Source organism: Natrarchaeobius oligotrophus (genome assembly GCF_003841465.1).
GTDB classification, from domain to species: domain Archaea; phylum Halobacteriota; class Halobacteria; order Halobacteriales; family Natrialbaceae; genus Natrarchaeobius; species Natrarchaeobius oligotrophus.
In genome coordinates, this window is sequence record NZ_REFZ01000002.1 from 465,991 (window position 1) to 486,423 (window position 20,433).

Genomic DNA, 20,433 nt, shown 5'->3' on the forward strand with positions numbered 1-20,433 from the left:
TCGAGTCGTAGCGGGAATCATCGTTCGCCTCACGGTTCGACGAGGATTTTTACGTGATCGGTTCCGTCCTCGAGGAGGCGTTCGAAGCCGTCCTCGACGAGGTTCTCGAGAGAAATCGTCCCGGTGACGAACGCGTCGGGGTCGACGTCGCCATCAGCCAGCGAACGGATCGCCGCGTCGAACTCGGTCCGAAAGGACCGCGGCGGGAACCCGTAACAGTTCGTTCCGCGGATTTCGCGTTCGGCCCCGACGACGTCGTTCAGATCGACGCGAGTCGGCCGGTTCCAGACGCTGCCGACGACGACCGTTCCGCCGCGTCTCGTCGAGCGAATCGCGGCGTCGACCGTCTCGGGTATCCCGGCGAACTCGAACGCGACGTCCACTCCGTCGACCGTCCTGGTGCGGACGTCCTCGACGGGGTCCGTCTCGAACGGATCGATCGCGTCGTCGGCGCCGACGGCGATGGCTGCGCTCCGGCGGTGTCGGGACGGCTCGGAGACGAGCAGCGACGTCGCACCGGCCCGGTCGGCGGCCCACGCGACCGACAGGCCGATCGGTCCCGCGCCGAAGACCGCGACGGTGTCGCCAGTTTGGAGCGGCGAGCGCCTGACCGCGTGAAGACCGACGGCGAGCGGTTCGACCAGCGCCGCGCTCGAGAGCGAAACGTCGTCCGGGAGACGGTGGACCTGCTGTTCGGGAACGACGGCGTGCTCGCCGAATCCGCCGGTCGCCGTCTGTAGGCCGATCGCGACCGCGTTCGGACACCGCCGATAGGAACCCGCCTCGCAGTACGTGCAGTCGTGACACGGAACGTTCGGGTGGACCACGACTCGGTCGCCCGACTCGAGTCGCGAAACGTCCCGACCGGTCTCGGAGACGATCCCGGAGAACTCGTGGCCGAGTACGGGAACGCGCACGCCGGTGATCGGATGCGCGTCGTCCGGCGTGAAAATCGGACCGTCGCGGTACTCGTGCAGATCGGTCCCGCAGATGCCACACGAGTCGACGTCGACGCGGACCTCGAGCGGACCGACCGGTGGCGTCTCTACCTCTTCGATACGGACGTCCTGGGGTCCGTAATACCGTGCGCTTTTCACGCGTGGGAGACGGTAGCGCACGTACAAAAAACTATGCGAGAACCAGGTTTAGCGCGACGAAAAACCGTCCGAATGCCGTCGATCGGCGACGAGCCGACGGAGCCTACACGACGAAGTAGACGGCGAGGCCGACGATCCCGACGACGGCCATCGGGAGCATGGCCTTCAATCGCATCTGGCCGTTGATGATCTCGACCAGCACGATCTTCGAGGAGAGGCTGGCCATGATCCCCAGCATCACCATGCCGCCGGCCGCCTCGACGCTCGCCGCACCGGAGTTGTAGACGGTGGCCGCCGACACCGCGACCGCGGCCGACGAGATGAGGCCGCCGGTGTACGCGGTTGCGAGCAGACCCACATCGCCGAGCATCTCCTGGGAGACGACGGCGACGATCGTGATCGCGACGTAGATCGCCGAGAACTTCGCGGCCGACTTGAACGAGAACGGCGAGTCGATGTCGACGTCGATATCGTCGTGATCGTCGCTGGTCTTGAGCAGGTAGTACGCGATCGCGACGGTGATCGCGATCATCGCGACCGCAGGGATCCAGATCGCCCAGAAGATCGCAAACGCGATGATCGAGGCGAGACCGACGTTGCGGACGATCATCGAGATCACCGAGAGCATGATTCCGGACGACGCGGCCTCGAGCGCCTCGCGGGACTTGTTCGCCATCCGCGCCATAACGGCCGCCGTCGCGAAGGAGTTCGCCATCCCGGCGAGGAGACCGGTCACCTGCAGCCCCTTCGAGCCGCCGAAGACGCGCATCGAGACGTACGCGGAGAACTCGATCATCAACACGAATATCGCGAAGACGAGCACCTCGCGGAGGTTGACGACGCCGTAGGGGTCGACGGGTTCGGCAGGGAGGATCGGATACAGGATGAAGACGAGCGCGCCGACTTTCATCGCATCGGAGAGTTCGTCGTACGTGAGGCTGTCGACGAAGCTGACCATCTGCTCTTTCTCGGCCAGCAAGAACGCGACGATGATCGTGATCGCCGCCGCCTCGACGTACCGGCCGTATCCGACGATCACGCCGAGCAGCGCGACGAAAAACACCGTGACGGACGTGGTGAATCCGATTTCGCCACCCGACAGCGTAAATCGGATGTACGCGATCGTAAACGCAAGAACCGCGGCGAGAATCAGATAGAGTAACACCGCGCCGTCGTACCCGGAAATGTTCGCGTAGTACACCATCACCGGTCCAGCGCCGCACAGAAGTGCCAGCGTACGTAGCCCCGCGAACTTGTCCGACGGCTCTTTCTCCCGCTCGATCCCGATCAGACCGCCGATCGCGATCGCGATCACGACCTGCTGCAACAGTTCGGGCACCTCGAATACCGCGATTACGTCTTCAATCATTACGTGAGTCCTCGTTCTGTCGTGCTAGAGAACGGCCGCGCACTTAGGCGTTTTGATAGTAGTATGTATGACTATATATGACACATGAACGCTCGAGAGTTGGTTCTGAGGGAAGCTGACGTACGTTCGGTATGTGCGTCAACGTTTGGCACAGTAATCGGCCGGCGAATTAGGTTCACATTCCGCTCCGACCGTCGTGCGCTCGAAGACCCGCGGCGACACCTACCTTTAGGTCGTCGAGCATCAATTGTTCGAGAAGGGCCATGAGAGTAGCAGAACTAGCCGCCACCGAAACCGTCGAGATACGAGAGCGGGATCGACCCGAGCCCGGACCGTCTGAGGTCCTCGTCCGGGTCGACGCCTGCGGAGTCTGTACGACGGACCTCCACGCGTACCGCGGCGCGTTAGACGTCGAGCACCCGCGCGTGCTGGGACACGAGAGCGCGGGTGAGATCGTTGCGATCGGCGCCGAGGTGGATCGTCTCGAGAACGGGGACCGCGTCGCGATCAATCCGTCGGTCCCGTGTTACGAGTGTCGGCGGTGTAGGCATGGCCGGGAAAACCTCTGTCCCGATCTGACGTCGATCGGCGGAGCCGCACCGACCACCGTCGACGGCGCGTTCGCGGAGTACGTCGCCGCTCCGTCGACGAACGTCGAACCGATCGACGACCTCCCGGCGACGGTCGCCGCGTTCGCCGAGCCGCTCGGCTGCTGCGTACACGCCGTCGATCGACTCGGCGTGGCCGCCGGCGACGCCGTCGCGGTGATCGGCGCGGGACCGATCGGATTGTTGCTCGTTCAGACGCTACGCGTCCACGGCGTCGGCCCGATCGTCGTCTCCGAGCCGGTCGACGACCGCCGGGAACTCGCGCTCGATCTCGGAGCCGACGTCGCGATCGATCCCACGCGCGACGAGCCCTCCGCGGCGATCGCGGAGTCAGTCGGACGCGTCAACGCCGCCATCGAAGCCGTCGGTCGCCGTCGAACGATTCAACAGGCTCACGAGCTGACGTGCCGGGGTGGAACGACGCTCGTCTTCGGCGTCCCCCCGCACGACGCGACGATCGAACTCTCGCCGTTCGACCTCTTTTACGACGAGCGGCGACTCGAGGGAACCTACTCGCTGACGCCCGAGTCGTTCTCGCGTGCAGTGGCGCTCCTGTGTCACCACCGCATCGACGTCGATCGACTCGTCACCGACGAGTATCGACTCGAGGAACTCGACCGGGCGTTCGATCGACTGGCGGACGGCGACGGGCTGAAAGCGATGGTCTACCCGCAGCGGTGAGGGGAATCGGATCGGGCGCTGAACAGCGTCTCGTATCAGGTATCGAGCGCAGATCGAGCCGATCGAATAGCAGAGGAGCGCGGTCGGCGCGCGCGTTATCCGTCCACTCGGTGTTCGGCGACGACGTCCCAGTCGAGTTCGATTCCGAGTCCCGGTCCGTCCGGAATCTCGAGCCGGCCGTTTCGGATCAACGGGTCGTCTCGTGCCACGAGGTCCTCCCACCACGGAACTTCGCGCGCGTGGTACTCGAGGGCGACGAAGTTGGGGACGGTCGCCCCGACGTGTGCGGTCGCGACCGTCGCGACCGGACTGCCGATGTTGTGGGGGACGAGCGCCTGGTAGTACGTTTCAGCTACGTCGGCGATCTTTTTCGTCTCCGCGATTCCGCCGACTTTTGGAACGTCGGGCGCGAGGAAGTCGACGGCCTGAGTTTCGATCAGGTCGCGAAAGCCGTGCCGACCGTAGCGATTTTCGCCGGTCAGCAGCGTCACGTCGACGCGGCGTTTGAGCTCGCGCATGGCGTCGGTATTCTCCGGCGGGAGCGGGTCCTCGACCCACGCGAGGTCGTACGGTTCGATCGCGCGACAGAGCCGTCCGGCGGTCTCGGGGCTGAAGTTCCAGTGTAAGTCCACGGCGACCTCGGCGTCGGATCCGATCTCGTCGGTGACGGCCTCGACGATCGATCGTTTGTGTTCGATCTCGACGGGATCGAAGTGTCGCGAAAGCGTATCGACGTCACGACCGGACGGCACGTCGAGATCGAACTTGATCATGTCGAACCCGTCGTCGACGGCCATTCGCGCGGCCTGTGCGTAGGCTTCGGGCTGGTACGTCTCCTCCTCCTGGCCCTCCTGTGCCGAGGAAACCATCGCCTCGCCGGCGTGACAATCGGCGTAGACTTTGACCTCCTCGCGCAACTTGCCACCCAGGAGCTGGTACACCGGCTGGTCGAGAATCTTCCCGGCGGCGTCCCACAGCGCGATCTCGACGCCGCTGATTCCGATCGTCCCGATCCCCCACTGCGAGCCGCGACCGGAGAGGCTCTCGCGCATCAGGTAGTACAGTCGCTCGACGTCGAGGGGATTCTCCCCGACGAGTACGGGTCGCAGGTAGTCGGTGATGACCTCGTGGACGCCCGGCGACGGGTAGGCTTCGCCGATGCCCGTCACGCCCTGGTCGGTTTCGACCGTGACGATCGTCCACGGGAAGTTACCGTCGATGACGATGGTGTTCAGGTCGGTTATTTCGGGGGTCGGTTCGTCTCGTGCGGGCGTCTCGTCGAACTCGGCCCACATCGTTACGGCCAGATCGGATGCGAAGTCTTCGTACATGGTCAGTGGCTGGATTGATACTCGCGGAGCGGTTCGACGCCGTCGTAGACGCGAAACAGGTCGGCGATCAGGTAGACGTCGTCGCGCGCCTCCGCGAAGGTGGTTTCGACCGACGCTTCTCCCGCGGCCGCGCGCGTAAAGTGTCTAATTTCACACTTGAAGCTCTCGTCGTAGGACGGCGTGTGCGTCGTCTCCGAGAGCGTTTCGATACCCTGCTTGACGGTTATTTCGGTCGGGCTGTTCTTGATGAACGGATTCGAGTACTCGACCGTCACGGCGCGGTCGGGCGCGTCCACTCTGATCCACTCCTCGAACCAGTTGCGATTCGAGAGCCCCGAGTCGAGGACGCACCGGTGACCGCCCTCGTAGACCAGGTGTGCCGTCGCGTACCGACCGTCCGCGAAGACGTCGACGTGGTCGATTCGCTCGACGTCGCCGAACAGTCCGCGTAGCGCGTTCACGTCGTGGCAGATGTGCTCGAGATGCCAGTCGTAGTCGGCCGCGAGGTCGTCGACACCGTCGGCCTCGTCGACGGGCGCGCCGATCGCCTCGAGCGCGTCCCGGCGACGTTTGCGCGTGCTCGCCTCGACGAACGAGTCGGGGACTTCCCCGCCGACGGTGTCGTAGACCTCCTCGAGGATTCGACCGTGGTTCGGATCGACGTCGTAGGCCGTGATCAGATCGATCTCGTCGATGGCGTCGATCTCCTCGCGGGCGCGTTCGTACGCGGGGTCGTAGCGCTTCATGTACGCCACCATCGCGGTCGCGTCGCTCTCCGCGGCGGCTTCGACCATCCGATCGGCGTCGGTCGGCGAGATTGCAAGCGGCTTCTCGACGAGTACGTCGACGTCGTTGGCCAGAAGCGGAATCACCGCGTCCGCGTGAGCCTGCGGCGGCGTCAGCACGATCGCCGCGTCGAGTTCGGTTCCGACCTCGGTGAGTAGTTCGTCCGTTGATTCGAAGTGGTGTGGAACGCCGTTGCGCGCAGCGAGCGTCCGTGCGCGGTCGACGGCCGGATCGACGAGGGCGTGAACCTCGAGTTCCGGGAGCTCGGCCGCGTACGGGATGTGCATCACCTGCGCGATGGTCCCACAACCGACAATCGCGATTCGCATCACGACAACGATGGTGCAGACGAGTGTTATAGTTTCCGGTCACGGGGATGGGGAATCACGGAACGTGCTCGTCGCAGCGGGGGGATCGAGACGGTTCCGGCGAACGACTCGTCCAATACGCAGTATTATTAGGAGTCGTCCGCAATTCGGCTCCGATGAGCGAATCATCAGGCGAACTAACGGGCCCACTAGCCGAGGCGACGATTCCGTCGCAGGCGGCGATTCCCTCGAATCCCCGGCCGGGAAACTACGTCGTGATCGACGTGGCGAGTTTCTCGACGACGGTCGTAGAGCTGTTGACGAACGGTGCGACGCGGATTCACGTCACCGACAAGCGCGGCGACGAGTTCGCGTATCAGGAGGACCATCCCGACGCCAGAATCGGCGGCGGGAAGACCGACGAGTACGAACCCACCGAGGGATACGACTTCTTCAACTCGCCGAGCTACGTCCAGTCCGTCGACGTCGACGGGAAGCCGGTTGCGATGACCTCGACGAACGGCGGGGCGGCGGTGACCGACCTCCGAACGCGAGGGGGAGACGACGTCACCGTGTACGTCGCCTCCACGACGAACGCGAAGGCCGTCGCCGATCACCTGCGGAAACGGGAGGAGCCGACGTTCGCGGTCGCCGCCGGCTCGAACGGGAACGCGTCCCCCGAGGACAACGTCGGTGCGATCCTGCTTCACCGGTATCTCGCGGGCGATCCGCCGTCCGAGTCGGAGCTCGAGGCGTACCGGACGGTCGTCGAATCCGGAAAAGCGCCCTCGTGGGTCGATCGGCCGGCGGTCAAACACCGAGACATGCTCGAGTACTGTACGGCGGTGAACGTCAGATCGGCGGTGCCGAAACTCGTCGATCGGGCCCTCGTCGACGTCTCCGGATCGGCCGCAGAACGTGGGGAGGGGGCGGGAACGTGACGCGGTCCGCCGCGCTTTCTCGACGACGTCGAGTATCACTCACATGCGTGATAGCTACCAATATTTTTATACCGCTTGCCGATAGAGTACGCACCACCAGGGGAACTATGAGTGGGTATACACTTACTGTCTCGTCGACACCTCACTCCGGTTTCGGTTCGGATGGAGGGCAGAACGCACCCCACACGAATACATGACGAACCTAATCAAACAGAAGATCGAAGCGAGGGAGTACCCGGTCGGTAACTGGGTTTCGATTGGTCATCCGACCGTCGTCGAAGTGAACGCGATGCTCGGATTCGACTTCGTGTTGATCGACACGGAACACACGACGATGAGCCTCGAGACGGTCGAACATCTCGTTCGGGCGGTCGAGGCCAGAAACGAACGGACCGGCGGAATCGTCAGGGTACCGGACAGCGATCCGACTCGGATCAAACGCGTCCTCGACATCGGCGTCGACGGCGTCATGATTCCGATGGTCGAAACCGCGGAGGAAGCCAGATCGATCGTCGAAGCGACCCTCTACCCGCCGGACGGAACCAGGGGGATCGCGGGTGGACGGGCAGCGAAGTACGGACTCGACTTTCCCGGGTATATCAACTCAGCGAACGGATCGATTCTCAAGATCGCTCAGATCGAGACGATGACCGGCCTCGAGAACGTCGAAGAGATCGCGGCCGTCGACGGGATCGACGCGCTGTTCGTCGGACCCGCCGACCTGACGGGATCGCTCGACATGCTCGCGGAGTACGACGCGACCGAAGTCCACGACGCCATCGGCGAGGTCCTGGAGGCCGGACGAACGCAGGAAACACCCATCGGGACGCTGACGGTCGATCCGGATCGGATAGAGGATCGGGTCGAACGCGGCTTCGACTTCCAGATCGTCGGCAAAGACGCCGCGCACCTCTCGACCTCGAGCAAGGACGCGAAAGAGCGTTACGAACAGGCCGTCGCCGACCGAACCGAACTACCGCGGCAAAACGAGTAGTCCGCGGACGCGATTCGATTTCTCCTCGCGGATTCCCGGCCAGGGTTCGACGAGCGACGGGACGCGCCGACCGTCGAATACGGACCGTTCCGGCGTGATCGTTCGTCGACGATGCGCCGCGACGGCTGTCGCCGATTCACCGTAATCCAACGTCGCCACCCCCGACGAAAAACGCGACGATACCGCGTTACTGGTGCCAACGCTCGATGCAGATCGTCTTCTCCGTGTAGAAGTTCACCGCGTCCTCGCCCTGGGCGTGGAGATCTCCGAAGAACGACTCCTTCCGGCCGCCGAAGTGGAAAAAGCCCATCGGCGCGCAGACGCCGACGTTGACGCCGACGTTCCCCGCGTCCACCTCGTACCGATACTTGCGGGCCTCGCCGCCGCGCTCGGTGTAGATCGACGACGCGTTCCCGTACCGGGTCGAGTTCACCATCTCGATCGCCTCGTCGAGGTCGTCCGCTTCGGCGAGACAGAGAACTGGCCCGAAGATCTCGGTCTGGGTGATCTCCATGTCGGTCGTGACGCCCTCGAGGAGCGTCGGACCGAGGAAGTGTCCGTCGAGATCGGGGTGGTCGAAGTCGCGACCGTCGAGGACGAGTTCGGCCCCCTCGTCGATGGCGTCGTCGATCAGGTCGAGGACTCGCTCTCGCGAGTCGCCCGTGATGAGCGGGCCGACGTCGGTCCCTTCGTCGAGGCCGGAGCCCACCGTCAGCTCCGTCGCCTGTTCGATCAGCTTCTCGCGGAGGTCGCCGTAGACGTCTCCGACGCCGACGACGACGTCGTTGGCGAGACAGCGCTGTCCCGCGTTTCCGTACACCGATCCGATGACGTTGGGGACGACCTCGGGGAGCGACGCGCTCTCAGTGACGACAGCGTAGTTCTTCGCGCCGCCCTGGGCCTGAACGCGCTTTCCCTCCCGGGCGGCCGACTCGTAGACGTGTCTCGCGACCGGGGACGAGCCGACGAACGAGACGCCGACCACCTCCGGATGCTCGATGAGCGCATTGACGGACTCGGCGTCGCCGTTGACGAGATTCACGACGCCCTCGGGGAAATCGACCGCGTCGACGGCTTCGAAGATGAGCTGAGAGCTCAGCGGCACTCGCTCGCTCGGTTTGAGGACGAACGTGTTCCCCGTCGCGAGCGCGTACGGGAGGAACCAGAGGGGAATCATCGCCGGGAAGTTGAACGGCGTGATCGCGGCAAACACGCCCAGCGGCTGGCGAATCGACTGCTCGTCGATGTCGCTCGCGACGTCCTCGACGACCCCGCTTCCCTCCCGAAACATGTTCGGCATTCCGGCGGCGACCTCGACGTTCTCGATGCCGCGGCGGATCTCGCCGCGAGCTTCCGCGAGCGTCTTGCCGTGTTCGCGCGTCAGCGCCTGTGCGATGTCCTCCTGTCGCTCCTCGAGTTCGTGTTTCAGGTCGAAGAGGTACTGAATGCGCTCGACGGGCGGTGTTCGCCGCCATTCGTCGAACGCCTCGGCAGCCGTGTCGACGACGTCGCCGACGTCGCTCGCGCTCGAGTAATGGATCGTCGCGAACGATTCTCCGGTCGCCGGGTTTTCGATCGGGTGTGCTTCACCGCCCGTCGGTTCGGTCCAGTCGCCGCCGACGTAGTTTCGTGCAGTATCGGGAATCGACTCACTCAGTGGTGCCTGCTCTTGGCTGGCCATACGAGTAGACGAACTAACCGAACCATCAAAGATGTTGCGTTCAGCCGATGGAGCTCCGATCCCGGCGCGAGTTCGACCGTCACGAACGCCCACCCCCCTCGGCCAGTCGATACCTCACACCAATCGGATGCGTGACTCGGTCGATCGCGATCTCCGTTCGTCTGGACCGGTCGAACGCCACCCCGAGTCGCGATATCACGTATCACGGCGACTGAAACTCCGTTCGGTCCTCGCGAACGCACTTCGCTATCTTGACGGCATACCTCGAACGTGAAGTCGGGGACACATTACATCTGTACTACTGTAATCTACTGCGAGACGTGGTTTCGAGTAATGCAGAATTCGTTACAGTTGTATGATCGTAAACGTCGGCCGGCGGGCACGCTACTGCGCCCGTACCCGCTCTCTCACAACAGCGTTCGGAAGGGGCGAACGGAACTCGTCCGTGCGTCGAGGGCCTTCGGCCGAACCCGAAGGTCGGCGGTCGTCGCCAACGGAATACACACGCCGTCATGCGTCGTGAAACCGAGAAACCCGACTGTGATCTGTCTCGCCGTTCGGTATCAGTTACGTGAGTCGTGTCTCGTCCGTCTCGTGTGACCGTCGAGGAGGGCCAACGCAGGCGACGCACGTCGACTGGGCGGGGCTGGGACACCCGACGGACGAACGGGAGACGACGCGAACGAACCGAAACGGTTCGAAACCGTCCGACGAGCCCCGGAGCGGAACAGATCCTCGAGACGGCGTCGAGTAGTCTCGTGTTCGGGACTCGACGGAATCCGGTGAGGTCTGGCGACGAAAGCACGCCTACCTAGAGGACAACGGTACGGTCCGATGCGCTAAATCGTCTCTTGCTGACGTCAGTAGGCCTCGAGGGCCTCGGTGACGGCGATTCCGTCCTCGTACGCGAGGGAGTCGAGTCCCTGATCCGCCTCGAAACCGGTCAGGTACTCGACTCGGTCGCGGAGCTCCGCGGGCGTGTGTGCGTCCGTTCCGAGGACGAACCGGATTCCGGCGTCGAGAAACCGATCGAGCACCTTCGGGTTCGGGTGGACGGCACCGTAATCGTCGAAGACGCGACCGGCGTTGATCTCCGGGACCGACCGGGATCGGCCGAGCGCCTCGACGAACGCGTCGTACTGGTCGTCCGTGATTCGCCCCCGAAGTTCGCTCGAACGCTCGCACAGGTCCAGATGACCCACGATGTCGAACAGTTCGGACTCGATGAGTTGTAGCTGCCAGTCGACGTAGTGGTCCACGGCGGCGGCTCGGTCCGCCTCGCCGACGCTCGCGAACCAGCCGGTCTTGGCGATGTGGTACTCGTCGGCGTAGTGGACGCTCCCGATCGTGTAGTCGAATCCCGCGCGCTCGAGGAACGATCGGATCTCGTCGTGATAGTCGGGGTCGTAGTTCATCTCGACGCCGTCCAGTATCGTGACGTCGAACGTCGACTGCAGCCGGTCGATTTCGCGTCGGCGCTCGAGGTACGTCTCGTCGAAATTCGTTCGGTCGCAGCGACGAAAGTCGTCCTCGTGGAGGATGCAGTGATCGGCGAGGCCGATGGCGTCGAGTCCCGCCTCGTCGGCCGCCGCGACCATCTCGCGAATGTCCGATCCGTCCGAGTGCGTCGTGTGAACGTGCAAATCCAGCGAAATCATGGTGAGTGGTAGGTCAACGTCTCGTGGCCTCGGATATAATTGTTGCCACCGTCGGCTAGTCGCCGGTGGACTCGAAGTCGACGATACCCGTTTCGTCGACCGCTATGCGGAATCCGGCGTACGAAAACAGGGTGGTCAGCCGTGTCGAGTGAGTGCGAGTGGATTCGACGAGCGCCTCGAGGGCGTCGGGATCGATCACATCGTACAGCGGCGGGAGTTGCGTCACGGACCGATCGGAAGCCGCCGCGACCCGTTCGACGACACTCGTGGTCACGGTGTTCGGTGGGCTACTCGAGAGAGCGTCGGCACTACGTACCATGTGCTACCGAGTGACGTTACCAGTGATAAAGGTTTTCAAGCAACGCTACCAGCCCGATTCCATCGTCCCGAGAGTGACGAACTGGTGTGACCGTCGTCGAAAACGTCGTTTGGGTAGACCGAACAATTAAAGGGGTGTGATTCACATTCCCACGTATGGGTGAACAACACAAGCAAGTGTCGGAAGCCGAACCGAGAACCGTCGGTGCGGTACAAACGACGCTCGATATCATCGACCTCCTTCACCAGCGCGACGGTGCCGGCGTAACCGAACTCTCCGAGGAACTCGATCTCTCCAAGGGGACCGTTCACAGCCACCTCGCAACCCTCTACAAAAACGAGTACCTGATCAAAAACGGCGACGAGTACAACCTCAGCCTGCGCTACCTCCACCTCGCGGAGACGGTCAGGGACCGTCTCGGCTTCTACGACGTCGTCAGAGAAGAAGTAGACGAGCTCGCGGCCGAGAGTGGCGAACTCTCGCAGTTCGCGACCGAAGAGCACGGACGAGCCGTCTACATCTACAAGGCGAAAGGCGACAAAGCCGTCGAAACGGCCTCTTCCGTGGGCAAACGCGAGTTCCTCCACTGCATCTCGCTGGGCAAAGCGATGCTCGCACACTATTCGGAGTCGTACGTCGACGAGATCATCGACGAGTACGGACTGCCGGGATTCACCGACACGACGGTCACGTCGCGAGACGACCTCTTCGAAAACCTCGCGGAGATCAGAGAGCGCGGGTACGCGATCGACAACGAGGAGCGGATCGACGGCCTCCGATGCGTGGCCGCGCCCGTCCTCCATAACGACGGCACCGTCCTCGGTGCGGTGAGCCTCTCCGGTCCCTCGAGTCGGATGATCGGCGAGCGGTTCGACGAGGAACTGCCCTCGATGGTCGTCCGAGCGGCGAACGTCATCGAGATCAACAGTCAGTACTCGTAGGTGTTACGACGATCTGTTTTCTGACCGGAGTTCGACTCGAATCGAGCGGCCTCTCGAAGCGAAAATTTACCGATCGGAGTCGTCGATCGCCGTCTCGAGCGACCCCTTCGCGTCCCAGATCGTCGTCATCATGTCCGCGAAAAAGGCCGTTCTGTGCGGGTAGCCGTCGTCGTCTTCGTCGTCGACCGGCACCCGTGCCAGATTGGTCACAAACTCCTCCTCGAACGTGAACTCCGCCAGCGTCTCCCGGACGTCGAACGTGAACGCACCCTCGTCGTCCGTCTCGACCCAGCTCGCCAGCTGTCCGGCCTGATCGTACTCGATCGTGTACGTCTCGCCGCCGACCAGCTCGTAGACGTCGTTCAGGGATCCGACCTCGAGCCAGTCGTCGGTCCCTTCCACGTACAGCGTTTCGCCGTCGATCTTCGTCTCGTATCGTTTCACGTTCGCGTATTGCTGCCACCCCACCATATCAGTTTCCCACGCATTCCGGCGGTTCGTCGACCGACGGGCTACTCGCGATCGGTCGGCTGCGTTCCGGTCGACCGTTCCGCAAACGTCTCGGGGATCCCCTCGAGTTCGCCCACGTGTACCTCCCAGAGCGTCGCGTACAGCCCGTTTTCCTCGAGCAGTTCGTCGTGCGTTCCCCGTTCGACCACTTCACCCTCGTCCAGGACGAGAATCGTGTCCGCGTCCCGAACGGTCGACAGCCGATGTGCGATGACGAACGACGTGCGGTCCTCGATCAGGTCCTGGAGGTTGTCCTGAATAATCGCCTCCGTCTCGTTGTCCACGTGGCTCGTCGCCTCGTCGAGGACGATGACGTCCGGATCTTTGAGCACCGCTCGAGCGATGGAGATGCGCTGGCGCTGTCCCCCCGACAGCTTCACGCCGCGCTCGCCGACGACCGTCTCGTACCCGTCGGGAAACGTCTCGATGAACTCGTGGGCACCGGCCGTTCGGGCCGCCCGTTCGACGTCCCGATCGGACGGGGCGCGGCTCGCGTAGGCGATGTTCTCCCTGATGGTTCCGTGAAAGAGGTACGGCTCCTGACTCACGTAACCGATCGACGCGCGCAGGCTCTCGAGCGTGACGTCGCGCACGTCGTGTCCGTCGATCGTGACCGAGCCCGAATCCACGTCGTACATCCGCAAGAGCAGTTTCACGAGCGTCGACTTGCCCGCACCGGTCGATCCGACGAGACCGATCATCTGGCCCGATCGGGCAGTGAACGAGACGTCCCGCAAGACGGTTTCGCCCTCGCCGTCCGCCGTCTCGTATCCAAACCAAACGTCACGGTACTCGACGCCCCCCTCGACGTCCTCGAGTTCTCGAGCGTCGGCGCGATCGGCGATCGCCGGCTCGGAATCCAGCAGTCCGACGATCCGCTCGCCCGCGGCCTCAGCGTACTGATAGTCGTTCAGGACCTCGCCGAAATCCCGCAACGGGTTCATAAACCGCCGGGAGTAGTTGAGGAACATGACGAGCGTCCCCGCCGTGAGCGTCCCCTGGAAGAACGGATGCGGCGAGCCGAACATCACCCACCAGCCGCCGATCACGAACGTCGCGACGTATCCGATCGCGGTGAGGACTTTGATCGTCGGCCGGAAGACGATTCGAATCCTGATAGCCTCCCACTGTTTTCGCAGGTAGTTTTCGGACGAACCCTCGACGCGATCGGCTTCGAACGGTTCGTTCGTGAACGATTTAACCACCTGAATGCCACCGATGCTGTTCTCGAGACGTGAGTTGAGTTCGCCCACGGCGGCCCGGACGGCGCGGTACTTCGGGTGGATGACGACGACGAACTTGTAGCTCGCGTACGCGATCGCCGGAATCACGATCGTCGGGACGATTCCGAGCCGCCAGTTGACGATCAACATCACCGACGCCATCCCGCCGGTCCGAACCACGATTCGGATCGCCCGGTTGAGCGTGTGCGTGAGAAACTGCTCGAGCTGGTTGACGTCGTTGTTAAGAATAGACATGATCTCACCGGTCTGTTTGTTGTCGAAAAAGCCCATGTGTCGGTGTTGCATCGCCTCGTAGGTCTCGACCCGGACCTCGTGCTGGAAGTGCTGGGCGAAGTGGTTCCATGCCCAGCTGTTCACCCAGCTCAACAGCGCCCCGCTGACGTGCGCGCCGGCCAGCAACGCAGCCGCGAGGAGGAGCTGTTGTTCCGGCTCCGTCGGCAACCACGCCGTCGGAACGCCGACGATCGCGAACGCCTGTTCGTCGAAAAACAGCGAATCGATCGCGACCGCGAGGACGTACGCCGGCACGAGCTCCATCGCTCGAGCGAAGATCGTCGCGATCGCACCGAGGGCGAAATGGAGCTTGCGCTTTCCGCCGAACTCCCGGAACATCCGGAGCACCGCGCGTTCGCCTTCCGCCCGAATTTCCGAAAACGCGCCGTCGGTATCGGCGATACGCTTCCCTCGCGGCGACATGATCTGCTCGCGGCTTCGAGCTACAGGTAATTAATCGTTGGCTCGGTGGTAATCCGGAACGGATACCGGATGCGGCGAGACCATCGTCTGTTCGGTCCGTTGACGCGGTCGTTCGATGCAGAAATCGACGCGGGATTACGATGCGCTACCGCTTACAGGAGTGGGTGGACTACTCGTCGTCTTCCTCCTCCGGTTCGTCGCCCGGTGCGCCCTCGAGAACGAGCGTGACCTCCTCTTGGTCGCCTTCGTCCACGGACGCCTCCTCCTCGACCGTCTCGAACTCGTCGCCCTCAGCGACGACGACGTACTCGCCGGGTTCGATCCCCTCCGCGGGTTCAGCGACGCCGTCCTGGATATCCCCTTCAACGATGTAGGTGACGCCGTCGCCCCGAAACTCGACGGTCACGCCGTCCGAGACGGGATCACCGTCCTCGTTCTCGAGGTACGCGGTGAGGTTCGTCTCCGCTTCGGGTTCGTCTTCGGGTTCGTCTTCGGGTTCTTCGAGATCGTCCGCCGAGTCGTCGTCTGCGTCGTCGGTATCGTCCGTCGGGTCGTCGGCGGGTTCACCGCCGTCGTCGGCCGGGTCGGCATCGGATTCGCCCTCGTCGAGACACCCAGCGAGCGAAACGCCGGCCAGCGTCGCGATTCCGATGCTAAACGTTCGTCTGTCGACAGACTGTCGCACCATACGATCGCTCCCACAGCCATTCTTAAAAGTATTGGTATATCTGATTCGTTACTAATCGCCAGCTCGAGCTCGAGATTAGCGTATCGCTCGCACAGAACGAAATGCACCTCGAGAGCCGAGCGAATCGGTTCACAAGCGCGTGTGGGGGACGGGGGCCAGTCCAGCATCGAGCGACAGATCGATTGGGAAGGTATTAATGAGATTGCAGCTTACGTCGCGGTGATGAACGGACTCATCTGGTACGGCGTAGTGTTGCTGTTCGGATTGCTGTTTCTGTACGCCGGAGCGGAGCTTCTCGTCGCCGGTGCGAGCAGGCTCGCGCTGAACTTCGGGCTCCGGATCGCGACCGTCGGGGTCACCGTCATCGCGTTCGCGACGACGGCCCCCGAACTGTTCGTGGTTACCGCGGGCGCGCTCACCGTCTCGACCGACATCGGTCTGGGGACGATCATCGGCTCGAACGTGGCCAACATCGGTCTCGTCCTCGGGCTTACCGCGGTGATTCGGCCGCTGTCGGTCAGCGAGACGGTGCTCCGACGGCACGTTCCGTTCATGATCTTCGCAGCGGTGTTGCTCCTGTTGTTCAGCCTCGACGGCCGAATCGACCGACTCGAGGGCGTGGTCTTTCTCGTCGTACTGGCCGGGTTCACCGTCTACCTGCTCTACTACATCAGAACGGATCCGCCGATGCTCTCTGAGAACCCGATCAACCGGACGGGGAGCACCGCTCGCAACGTCGGCCTCGTCGTCGCCGGCATGGTCGCGCTCGTCATCGGTTCGCGCTGGCTCATCGACGGCGGTCGCGGTCTCCTTTCGACGATGGGCTTTTCGGACCTCTTCATCGGAGTTACGGTGATCGCCATCGGCACGTGTCTGCCGGAACTGGCCGCCTCCGTCGTCGGTGCGATTCGCGGGGAGACCGGCTTCTCGATCGGAAACGTGATCGGATCGAACATCTACAACATCCTCGCCGTGATCGGGATCACCGCGCTCATTATTCCCATCTCCGTCTCACCAGAGACCCTGCGATTCGAACTGGTCGCGCTCGTCGTCTTCACCCTCGTGCTCGTCGGGATGATGCTTCGCAACGGGAAACTCTCTCGAGTCGACGGCGTAGTTTTGATCACCGGCTACACGGCGTTCATCTACCTCCTGTTTCCCTGAGACCGTCGTTCGGTGTGTCTCGGTGGTATCGTCCGTCGTTATCGACGGATCTCGTGCGATACCGTCGTTCGTCGGCGGCATCGGGAGCCGCAAGCCCGCCCGCGTGCGACGGAACCCACGAGGCGACGACCGCCGACTCCGCGTAGTGAACCGTCCGTGAGTGACGCAGAGACTGGTCCAAGAGCCGAACGAAGGGACGGTCGGGACGACGCGAAAGCGGCTCGGAGACGGGAAAATACAGGAGATCGCGAACGGGAGCCGGAACCGATGGACGAAAATTGGAGCCATCGAACGTCGACCGAACGAGACCGGGAGGCGTCCGAGGACTCGAAACCGACGTCAGCGTTCGCGGCTCCCGACAGTCCGTATCTCGACTGGATTTCGGAGTCGGTGAAATCGGCTCACATCATGCCGCCCATACCGCCGCCCATGCCGCCGCCGGCGTCCATCGGTTCCTCGTCGTCGCCTTTGTCGGTCGAGAGGTCGCCCGCCGAGACGATGTCGTCGATCTTGAGCACCAGGTTGGCGGCCTCCGTGGCGGCGGTGACGGCCTGTTCTTTGACGTGTGCGGGCTCGACGATGCCGGCTTCGAACGTGTCTTCGACGTCGCCGGTCCACGCGTTCAGTCCGGCGCGGACGTCGCCGCCGTCGTGAGCCCCACGAAGGTCGACGAGCGTGTCGATGGAGTCGAGACCGGCGTTCTCCGCGAGCACGCGCGGAACGAGTTCGAGCGAGTCGGCGAAGGCTTCGACGGCGAGCTGTTCGCGACCGGAGACCGAGTCGGCGTAGTCGCGCAGTCGAGAGGCGACCTCGATCTCGACCCCGCCGCCTCCCGCGAGGACGCGGCCGTCGGTGACGGTCCGTGCGACGACGTCGAGGGCGTCTTCGACGCCGCGTTCGAGTTCGTCGACGACGTGGTCAGTCGAGCCGCGAAGCAGGACGGTCGCGACCGGAGCGTCGTCGCCCTCGACGTAGAACAGTTCGTCGTCCTCGTCGCGGACGACGTCGCCGTGGCCGAGATCAGCCTCCTCCGCGCTCTCTAGGTGGTTGACGATCGTCGCGTCGACGACGTCGCTGAGCGACTCGAGATCGGCCTTTTTCGCGCGGCGGACGGCAAGGATGCCCTCCTGGGCCAGGTAGTGCTGTGCCAGTTTGTCGATCCCGCGCTGGCAGAAGACGACGTCGGCCCCGAGATCAGCGATCTTCTCGACTTTCTCCTTGAGCTCTTGCTCGTCCCGATCGACGAACTCCTGCAGCGCTTCCCGGTTGTCGACGGCGATTTCGGGATCGGCGGTCGCGCTCGTGACCTCGATCCGGGCGTCGAGCAACAGGACGTTCGCGTCCTCGACGGAACGCGGCATCTCGTCGTGGACAGGATCCTTGTCGACGACCGCACCCGCGACGATCTCCGAATCGGCCGGACGCCGACCCGTCTGGGTTTCGACGAACAGTCTCGATCGGTCGACAGTCGGCTTCCCGTCGTCGTACGTGCGCGTTACGGCCGAGACGGCGTCGACGACCAGCGGAGCGAGCACTCCCTTGTCGACTTCGCTTCGTTTTCCGGTCATCGACGTCTCCGCTAACTTCCGCAGTCGCGACTCGTCATCCGGATCGATCGCGACCGCGATGTCGTCGATCTCGGCTCGCGCCCGCTCGGCCGCGAGGTGAAAGCCCTGCATGATCGGCGTCGGGTGAACGTCGTCCTCGAGAAGCTCGCCGGCGTTTTTCAGCAGTTCGCCCGCGATCGAGACTGCCGTCGTCGTCCCGTCGCCGGCCTCGTCCTCCTGCGATTCGGCCACCTCGACGATCATCTCGGCCGTCGGATTGTCGATGTCCATCTCTTCGAGGATCGTGACGCCGTCGTTGGTGATCGTGATCGACCCCATCGAATCGACGAGCATTTTGTCCATTCCCTTGGGGCCGAGGGTCGAACGAACGGCTTGCGACACCGCTCGAGCCGCCTGGATGTTGTAGTCCTGAGCATCGCGGTCCGAAACCCGCTGCGAATCTTCGCTCATTACGATCATCGGACGTCCCTGTTGCATTCGTCGACTCATTGTCGAACGATTCTATGATTGTGCGTCTATAAATAAGTTCGTTCATCGCTAACAGTGAAACCGGGGAATTCCAACGGAAAATCGAGGAACCGCAACCGAAAGTTTTTGTATCCGTTCCGGGAACCATCACTCGCTATCGGGAAGCACCATCTACCATGACAGACAACGACACAACCGCTCGAGACGACGAATCGCCGTCACGAGACGTAACGCGAGTACCGATCGTCGGAGACCTCGAACCGAAACCCGATCCCGTCTTCGACAACTTCGAGAAAGCCGTCGACGCGATCAATCGAATCGACGGCGACCGGCCGGTCGATTTCGTCGCCGGCATCGGCGACGTCGCGCACGAGGGAAAGCGCGTTCAGTACGAGGCGGCGACGGAGATACTTCAGGGACTCGAGGCTCCGTTTTACCCGATCCTCGGGAACGAAGAACTCGAAGAGAGCACCGATCGGTTTTTCGAGTACGCCGAGTCGTGGAACGACGATCCGTCTGCGATTCCGGATATCAGCTACGTCAAGACGGTAAACGACGTTCTGTTCGTCTTCGCGACGGCCACGGAGAACGGAAAGGACTTCGACGAGCAAGAACTGGAGTGGATCGAAACGCAGCTAAAAAACCACGAGGAGCTGCCCGCAGTTCTCTTCGTTCACGCGGCACCTCAGAACGTCTTCCCGGAGGGACGAACCATGTTGGTCGACAACTTCGACCGGATCCTGTCGATTCCGAACGTCAGCGCCGTCTTCTCTGGTCACTCACACATGAGCGTTCACGAGACGACGACGTACGCGCGAGACGACTGGGGGAACCATCACGTCCACATTCCGGGAATCGAACGGACGAAGGTGGGCGACGAACACGTGCCGCGGTTTCGGCTCGCAACGATCGGGTCCGACGGACGGGTTACCGTCGAAACGTACAACGTCGACGAAGACCGATTCGAGGACGAACACGAAGTTTCGTTCGACATCTCGAGCGCGCCAGCGCAAACGCACGTCGAATAATCGGTCCGTATCGGTCCAATACCGCAGTGTCGTCGATCGAACCGTCGAATTACCCGACACTTTCAAACATCCTTCGGTCACGTACAGACGTCGTTCTGTCTCCTTACAGACGCCGTTCTAGCGCACACATGGCCGTTCGTTCGACTCGGACGGTCGTTTACCCGGTTGAGCGATCGAAACTGTTTAGACGATTGGGCCTGATAGTTCAACATAGTGATTATTTTGTTCCCCGTCGAGGTGGTGATTGCCGCGTACGAGGTTCCGGTGGTGGGCCTCCAGGTCGAGGAGTCGACGGTGACGATCTTCGGCGCGCTCGCGGTGGTGGTCCTGATCGCGCTGTCGGGATTTTTCTC

Annotated in this window: 17 protein-coding genes; 6 read left to right on the plus strand and 11 right to left on the minus strand. The window is 62.9% G+C overall.

What is annotated here, in order from left to right:
• Positions 1–29: 29 nt before the first annotated feature.
• Both EA472_RS04880 and EA472_RS04885 read right to left on the minus strand, forming a co-directional pair.
• Complete coding sequence (locus EA472_RS04880) at positions 30–1,097, minus strand: 2,3-butanediol dehydrogenase (RefSeq protein ID WP_124190385.1); 1,068 nt, start codon at positions 1,095–1,097, stop codon at positions 30–32.
• A gap of 103 nt (positions 1,098–1,200) precedes the next feature.
• Entirely contained in the window at positions 1,201–2,466 is a 1,266-nt protein-coding gene (locus EA472_RS04885) for an MgtC/SapB family protein (RefSeq protein ID WP_124190386.1), read from the minus strand.
• A 263-nt stretch (positions 2,467–2,729) separates the two neighbouring features.
• Here EA472_RS04885 and EA472_RS04890 point away from each other — a divergent pair, with 263 nt between their 5' ends.
• On the plus strand, positions 2,730–3,755 hold the full coding sequence (locus EA472_RS04890; RefSeq protein WP_124190387.1) for an alcohol dehydrogenase catalytic domain-containing protein: 1,026 nt from the start codon (positions 2,730–2,732) through the stop codon (positions 3,753–3,755).
• A 95-nt stretch (positions 3,756–3,850) separates the two neighbouring features.
• On the opposite strand, the gene EA472_RS04895 is transcribed toward EA472_RS04890, so the two are convergent.
• Positions 3,851–5,086: a mandelate racemase/muconate lactonizing enzyme family protein gene (locus EA472_RS04895; RefSeq protein WP_124190388.1), complete on the minus strand. Its 1,236-nt coding sequence runs from the start codon at positions 5,084–5,086 to the stop codon at positions 3,851–3,853.
• A 2-nt stretch (positions 5,087–5,088) separates the two neighbouring features.
• Positions 5,089–6,201 carry a Gfo/Idh/MocA family protein gene (locus EA472_RS04900; protein WP_124190389.1) on the minus strand — a complete coding sequence of 371 codons (1,113 nt, stop codon included), beginning with the start codon at positions 6,199–6,201 and terminating at the stop codon, positions 5,089–5,091.
• Positions 6,202–6,356: 155 nt separating this feature from the next.
• On the opposite strand from EA472_RS04900, the gene EA472_RS04905 reads away from it, so the two are divergent.
• Positions 6,357–7,121 (plus strand): 2-phosphosulfolactate phosphatase, encoded by a 765-nt coding sequence (locus EA472_RS04905; RefSeq protein WP_124190390.1) that lies wholly within the window; start codon positions 6,357–6,359, stop codon positions 7,119–7,121.
• Positions 7,122–7,314: 193 nt separating this feature from the next.
• Complete coding sequence (locus EA472_RS04910; protein ID WP_124190391.1) at positions 7,315–8,115, plus strand: HpcH/HpaI aldolase family protein; 801 nt, start codon at positions 7,315–7,317, stop codon at positions 8,113–8,115.
• A gap of 187 nt (positions 8,116–8,302) precedes the next feature.
• On the opposite strand, the gene EA472_RS04915 is transcribed toward EA472_RS04910, so the two are convergent.
• From EA472_RS04915 to EA472_RS04925, 3 genes are all read right to left on the minus strand, one after another.
• Positions 8,303–9,796 carry a CoA-acylating methylmalonate-semialdehyde dehydrogenase gene (locus EA472_RS04915; protein ID WP_124190392.1) on the minus strand — a complete coding sequence of 498 codons (1,494 nt, stop codon included), beginning with the start codon at positions 9,794–9,796 and terminating at the stop codon, positions 8,303–8,305.
• An 860-nt stretch (positions 9,797–10,656) separates the two neighbouring features.
• A complete protein-coding gene (locus EA472_RS04920; protein WP_124190393.1) occupies positions 10,657–11,454 on the minus strand; it encodes a PHP domain-containing protein in 798 nt (265 codons plus the stop codon).
• A gap of 55 nt (positions 11,455–11,509) precedes the next feature.
• A complete protein-coding gene (locus EA472_RS04925) occupies positions 11,510–11,773 on the minus strand; it encodes a HalOD1 output domain-containing protein (RefSeq protein ID WP_124190394.1) in 264 nt (87 codons plus the stop codon).
• A 155-nt stretch (positions 11,774–11,928) separates the two neighbouring features.
• On the opposite strand from EA472_RS04925, the gene EA472_RS04930 reads away from it, so the two are divergent.
• Complete coding sequence (locus EA472_RS04930; RefSeq protein WP_124190395.1) at positions 11,929–12,714, plus strand: IclR family transcriptional regulator; 786 nt, start codon at positions 11,929–11,931, stop codon at positions 12,712–12,714.
• Positions 12,715–12,780: 66 nt separating this feature from the next.
• On the opposite strand, the gene EA472_RS04935 is transcribed toward EA472_RS04930, so the two are convergent.
• The 3 genes from EA472_RS04935 to EA472_RS04945 form a co-directional block, all read right to left on the minus strand.
• Positions 12,781–13,158 carry a hypothetical protein gene (locus EA472_RS04935; RefSeq protein WP_124190396.1) on the minus strand — a complete coding sequence of 126 codons (378 nt, stop codon included), beginning with the start codon at positions 13,156–13,158 and terminating at the stop codon, positions 12,781–12,783.
• A 68-nt stretch (positions 13,159–13,226) separates the two neighbouring features.
• Positions 13,227–15,164 (minus strand): ABC transporter ATP-binding protein, encoded by a 1,938-nt coding sequence (locus EA472_RS04940; RefSeq protein WP_124190397.1) that lies wholly within the window; start codon positions 15,162–15,164, stop codon positions 13,227–13,229.
• A gap of 169 nt (positions 15,165–15,333) precedes the next feature.
• Positions 15,334–15,852: an S-layer protein gene (locus tag EA472_RS04945; protein WP_124190398.1), complete on the minus strand. Its 519-nt coding sequence runs from the start codon at positions 15,850–15,852 to the stop codon at positions 15,334–15,336.
• Positions 15,853–16,074: 222 nt separating this feature from the next.
• Between EA472_RS04945 and EA472_RS04950 the strand changes: the two genes are divergently transcribed.
• Positions 16,075–17,016 carry a calcium/sodium antiporter gene (locus EA472_RS04950; protein WP_394341337.1) on the plus strand — a complete coding sequence of 314 codons (942 nt, stop codon included), beginning with the start codon at positions 16,075–16,077 and terminating at the stop codon, positions 17,014–17,016.
• A gap of 401 nt (positions 17,017–17,417) precedes the next feature.
• Here the strand turns inward: EA472_RS04950 and thsB are convergent, their stop codons facing one another.
• The gene (thsB, locus tag EA472_RS04955) at positions 17,418–19,061 is read right to left on the minus strand and encodes a thermosome subunit beta (protein ID WP_124190416.1); all 1,644 of its coding nucleotides are present in this window, start codon (positions 19,059–19,061) and stop codon (positions 17,418–17,420) included.
• A 167-nt stretch (positions 19,062–19,228) separates the two neighbouring features.
• Between thsB and EA472_RS04960 the strand changes: the two genes are divergently transcribed.
• Positions 19,229–20,080 (plus strand): metallophosphoesterase family protein, encoded by an 852-nt coding sequence (locus EA472_RS04960; protein ID WP_124190400.1) that lies wholly within the window; start codon positions 19,229–19,231, stop codon positions 20,078–20,080.
• Positions 20,081–20,433 lie beyond the last annotated feature (353 nt).

Excerpts from the sequence above, each read along its gene's own strand:
- EA472_RS04960 (WP_124190400.1), top strand. The coding sequence starts at position 19,229 with ATGACAGACAACGACACAACCGCTCGAGACGACGAATCGCCGTCACGA.
- EA472_RS04945 (WP_124190398.1), bottom strand. The coding sequence starts at position 15,852 with ATGGTGCGACAGTCTGTCGACAGACGAACGTTTAGCATCGGAATCGCG.
- thsB (WP_124190416.1), bottom strand. The coding sequence starts at position 19,061 with ATGCAACAGGGACGTCCGATGATCGTAATGAGCGAAGATTCGCAGCGG.
- EA472_RS04890 (WP_124190387.1), top strand. The coding sequence starts at position 2,730 with ATGAGAGTAGCAGAACTAGCCGCCACCGAAACCGTCGAGATACGAGAG.
- EA472_RS04885 (WP_124190386.1), bottom strand. The coding sequence starts at position 2,466 with ATGATTGAAGACGTAATCGCGGTATTCGAGGTGCCCGAACTGTTGCAG.
- EA472_RS04895 (WP_124190388.1), bottom strand. The coding sequence starts at position 5,086 with ATGTACGAAGACTTCGCATCCGATCTGGCCGTAACGATGTGGGCCGAG.
- EA472_RS04925 (WP_124190394.1), bottom strand. The coding sequence starts at position 11,773 with ATGGTACGTAGTGCCGACGCTCTCTCGAGTAGCCCACCGAACACCGTG.
- EA472_RS04940 (WP_124190397.1), bottom strand. The coding sequence starts at position 15,164 with ATGTCGCCGCGAGGGAAGCGTATCGCCGATACCGACGGCGCGTTTTCG.
- EA472_RS04920 (WP_124190393.1), bottom strand. The coding sequence starts at position 11,454 with ATGATTTCGCTGGATTTGCACGTTCACACGACGCACTCGGACGGATCG.
- EA472_RS04905 (WP_124190390.1), top strand. The coding sequence starts at position 6,357 with ATGAGCGAATCATCAGGCGAACTAACGGGCCCACTAGCCGAGGCGACG.
- EA472_RS04930 (WP_124190395.1), top strand. The coding sequence starts at position 11,929 with ATGGGTGAACAACACAAGCAAGTGTCGGAAGCCGAACCGAGAACCGTC.
- EA472_RS04910 (WP_124190391.1), top strand. The coding sequence starts at position 7,315 with ATGACGAACCTAATCAAACAGAAGATCGAAGCGAGGGAGTACCCGGTC.
- EA472_RS04915 (WP_124190392.1), bottom strand. The coding sequence starts at position 9,796 with ATGGCCAGCCAAGAGCAGGCACCACTGAGTGAGTCGATTCCCGATACT.
- EA472_RS04950 (WP_394341337.1), top strand. The coding sequence starts at position 16,075 with ATGAACGGACTCATCTGGTACGGCGTAGTGTTGCTGTTCGGATTGCTG.
- EA472_RS04900 (WP_124190389.1), bottom strand. The coding sequence starts at position 6,201 with ATGCGAATCGCGATTGTCGGTTGTGGGACCATCGCGCAGGTGATGCAC.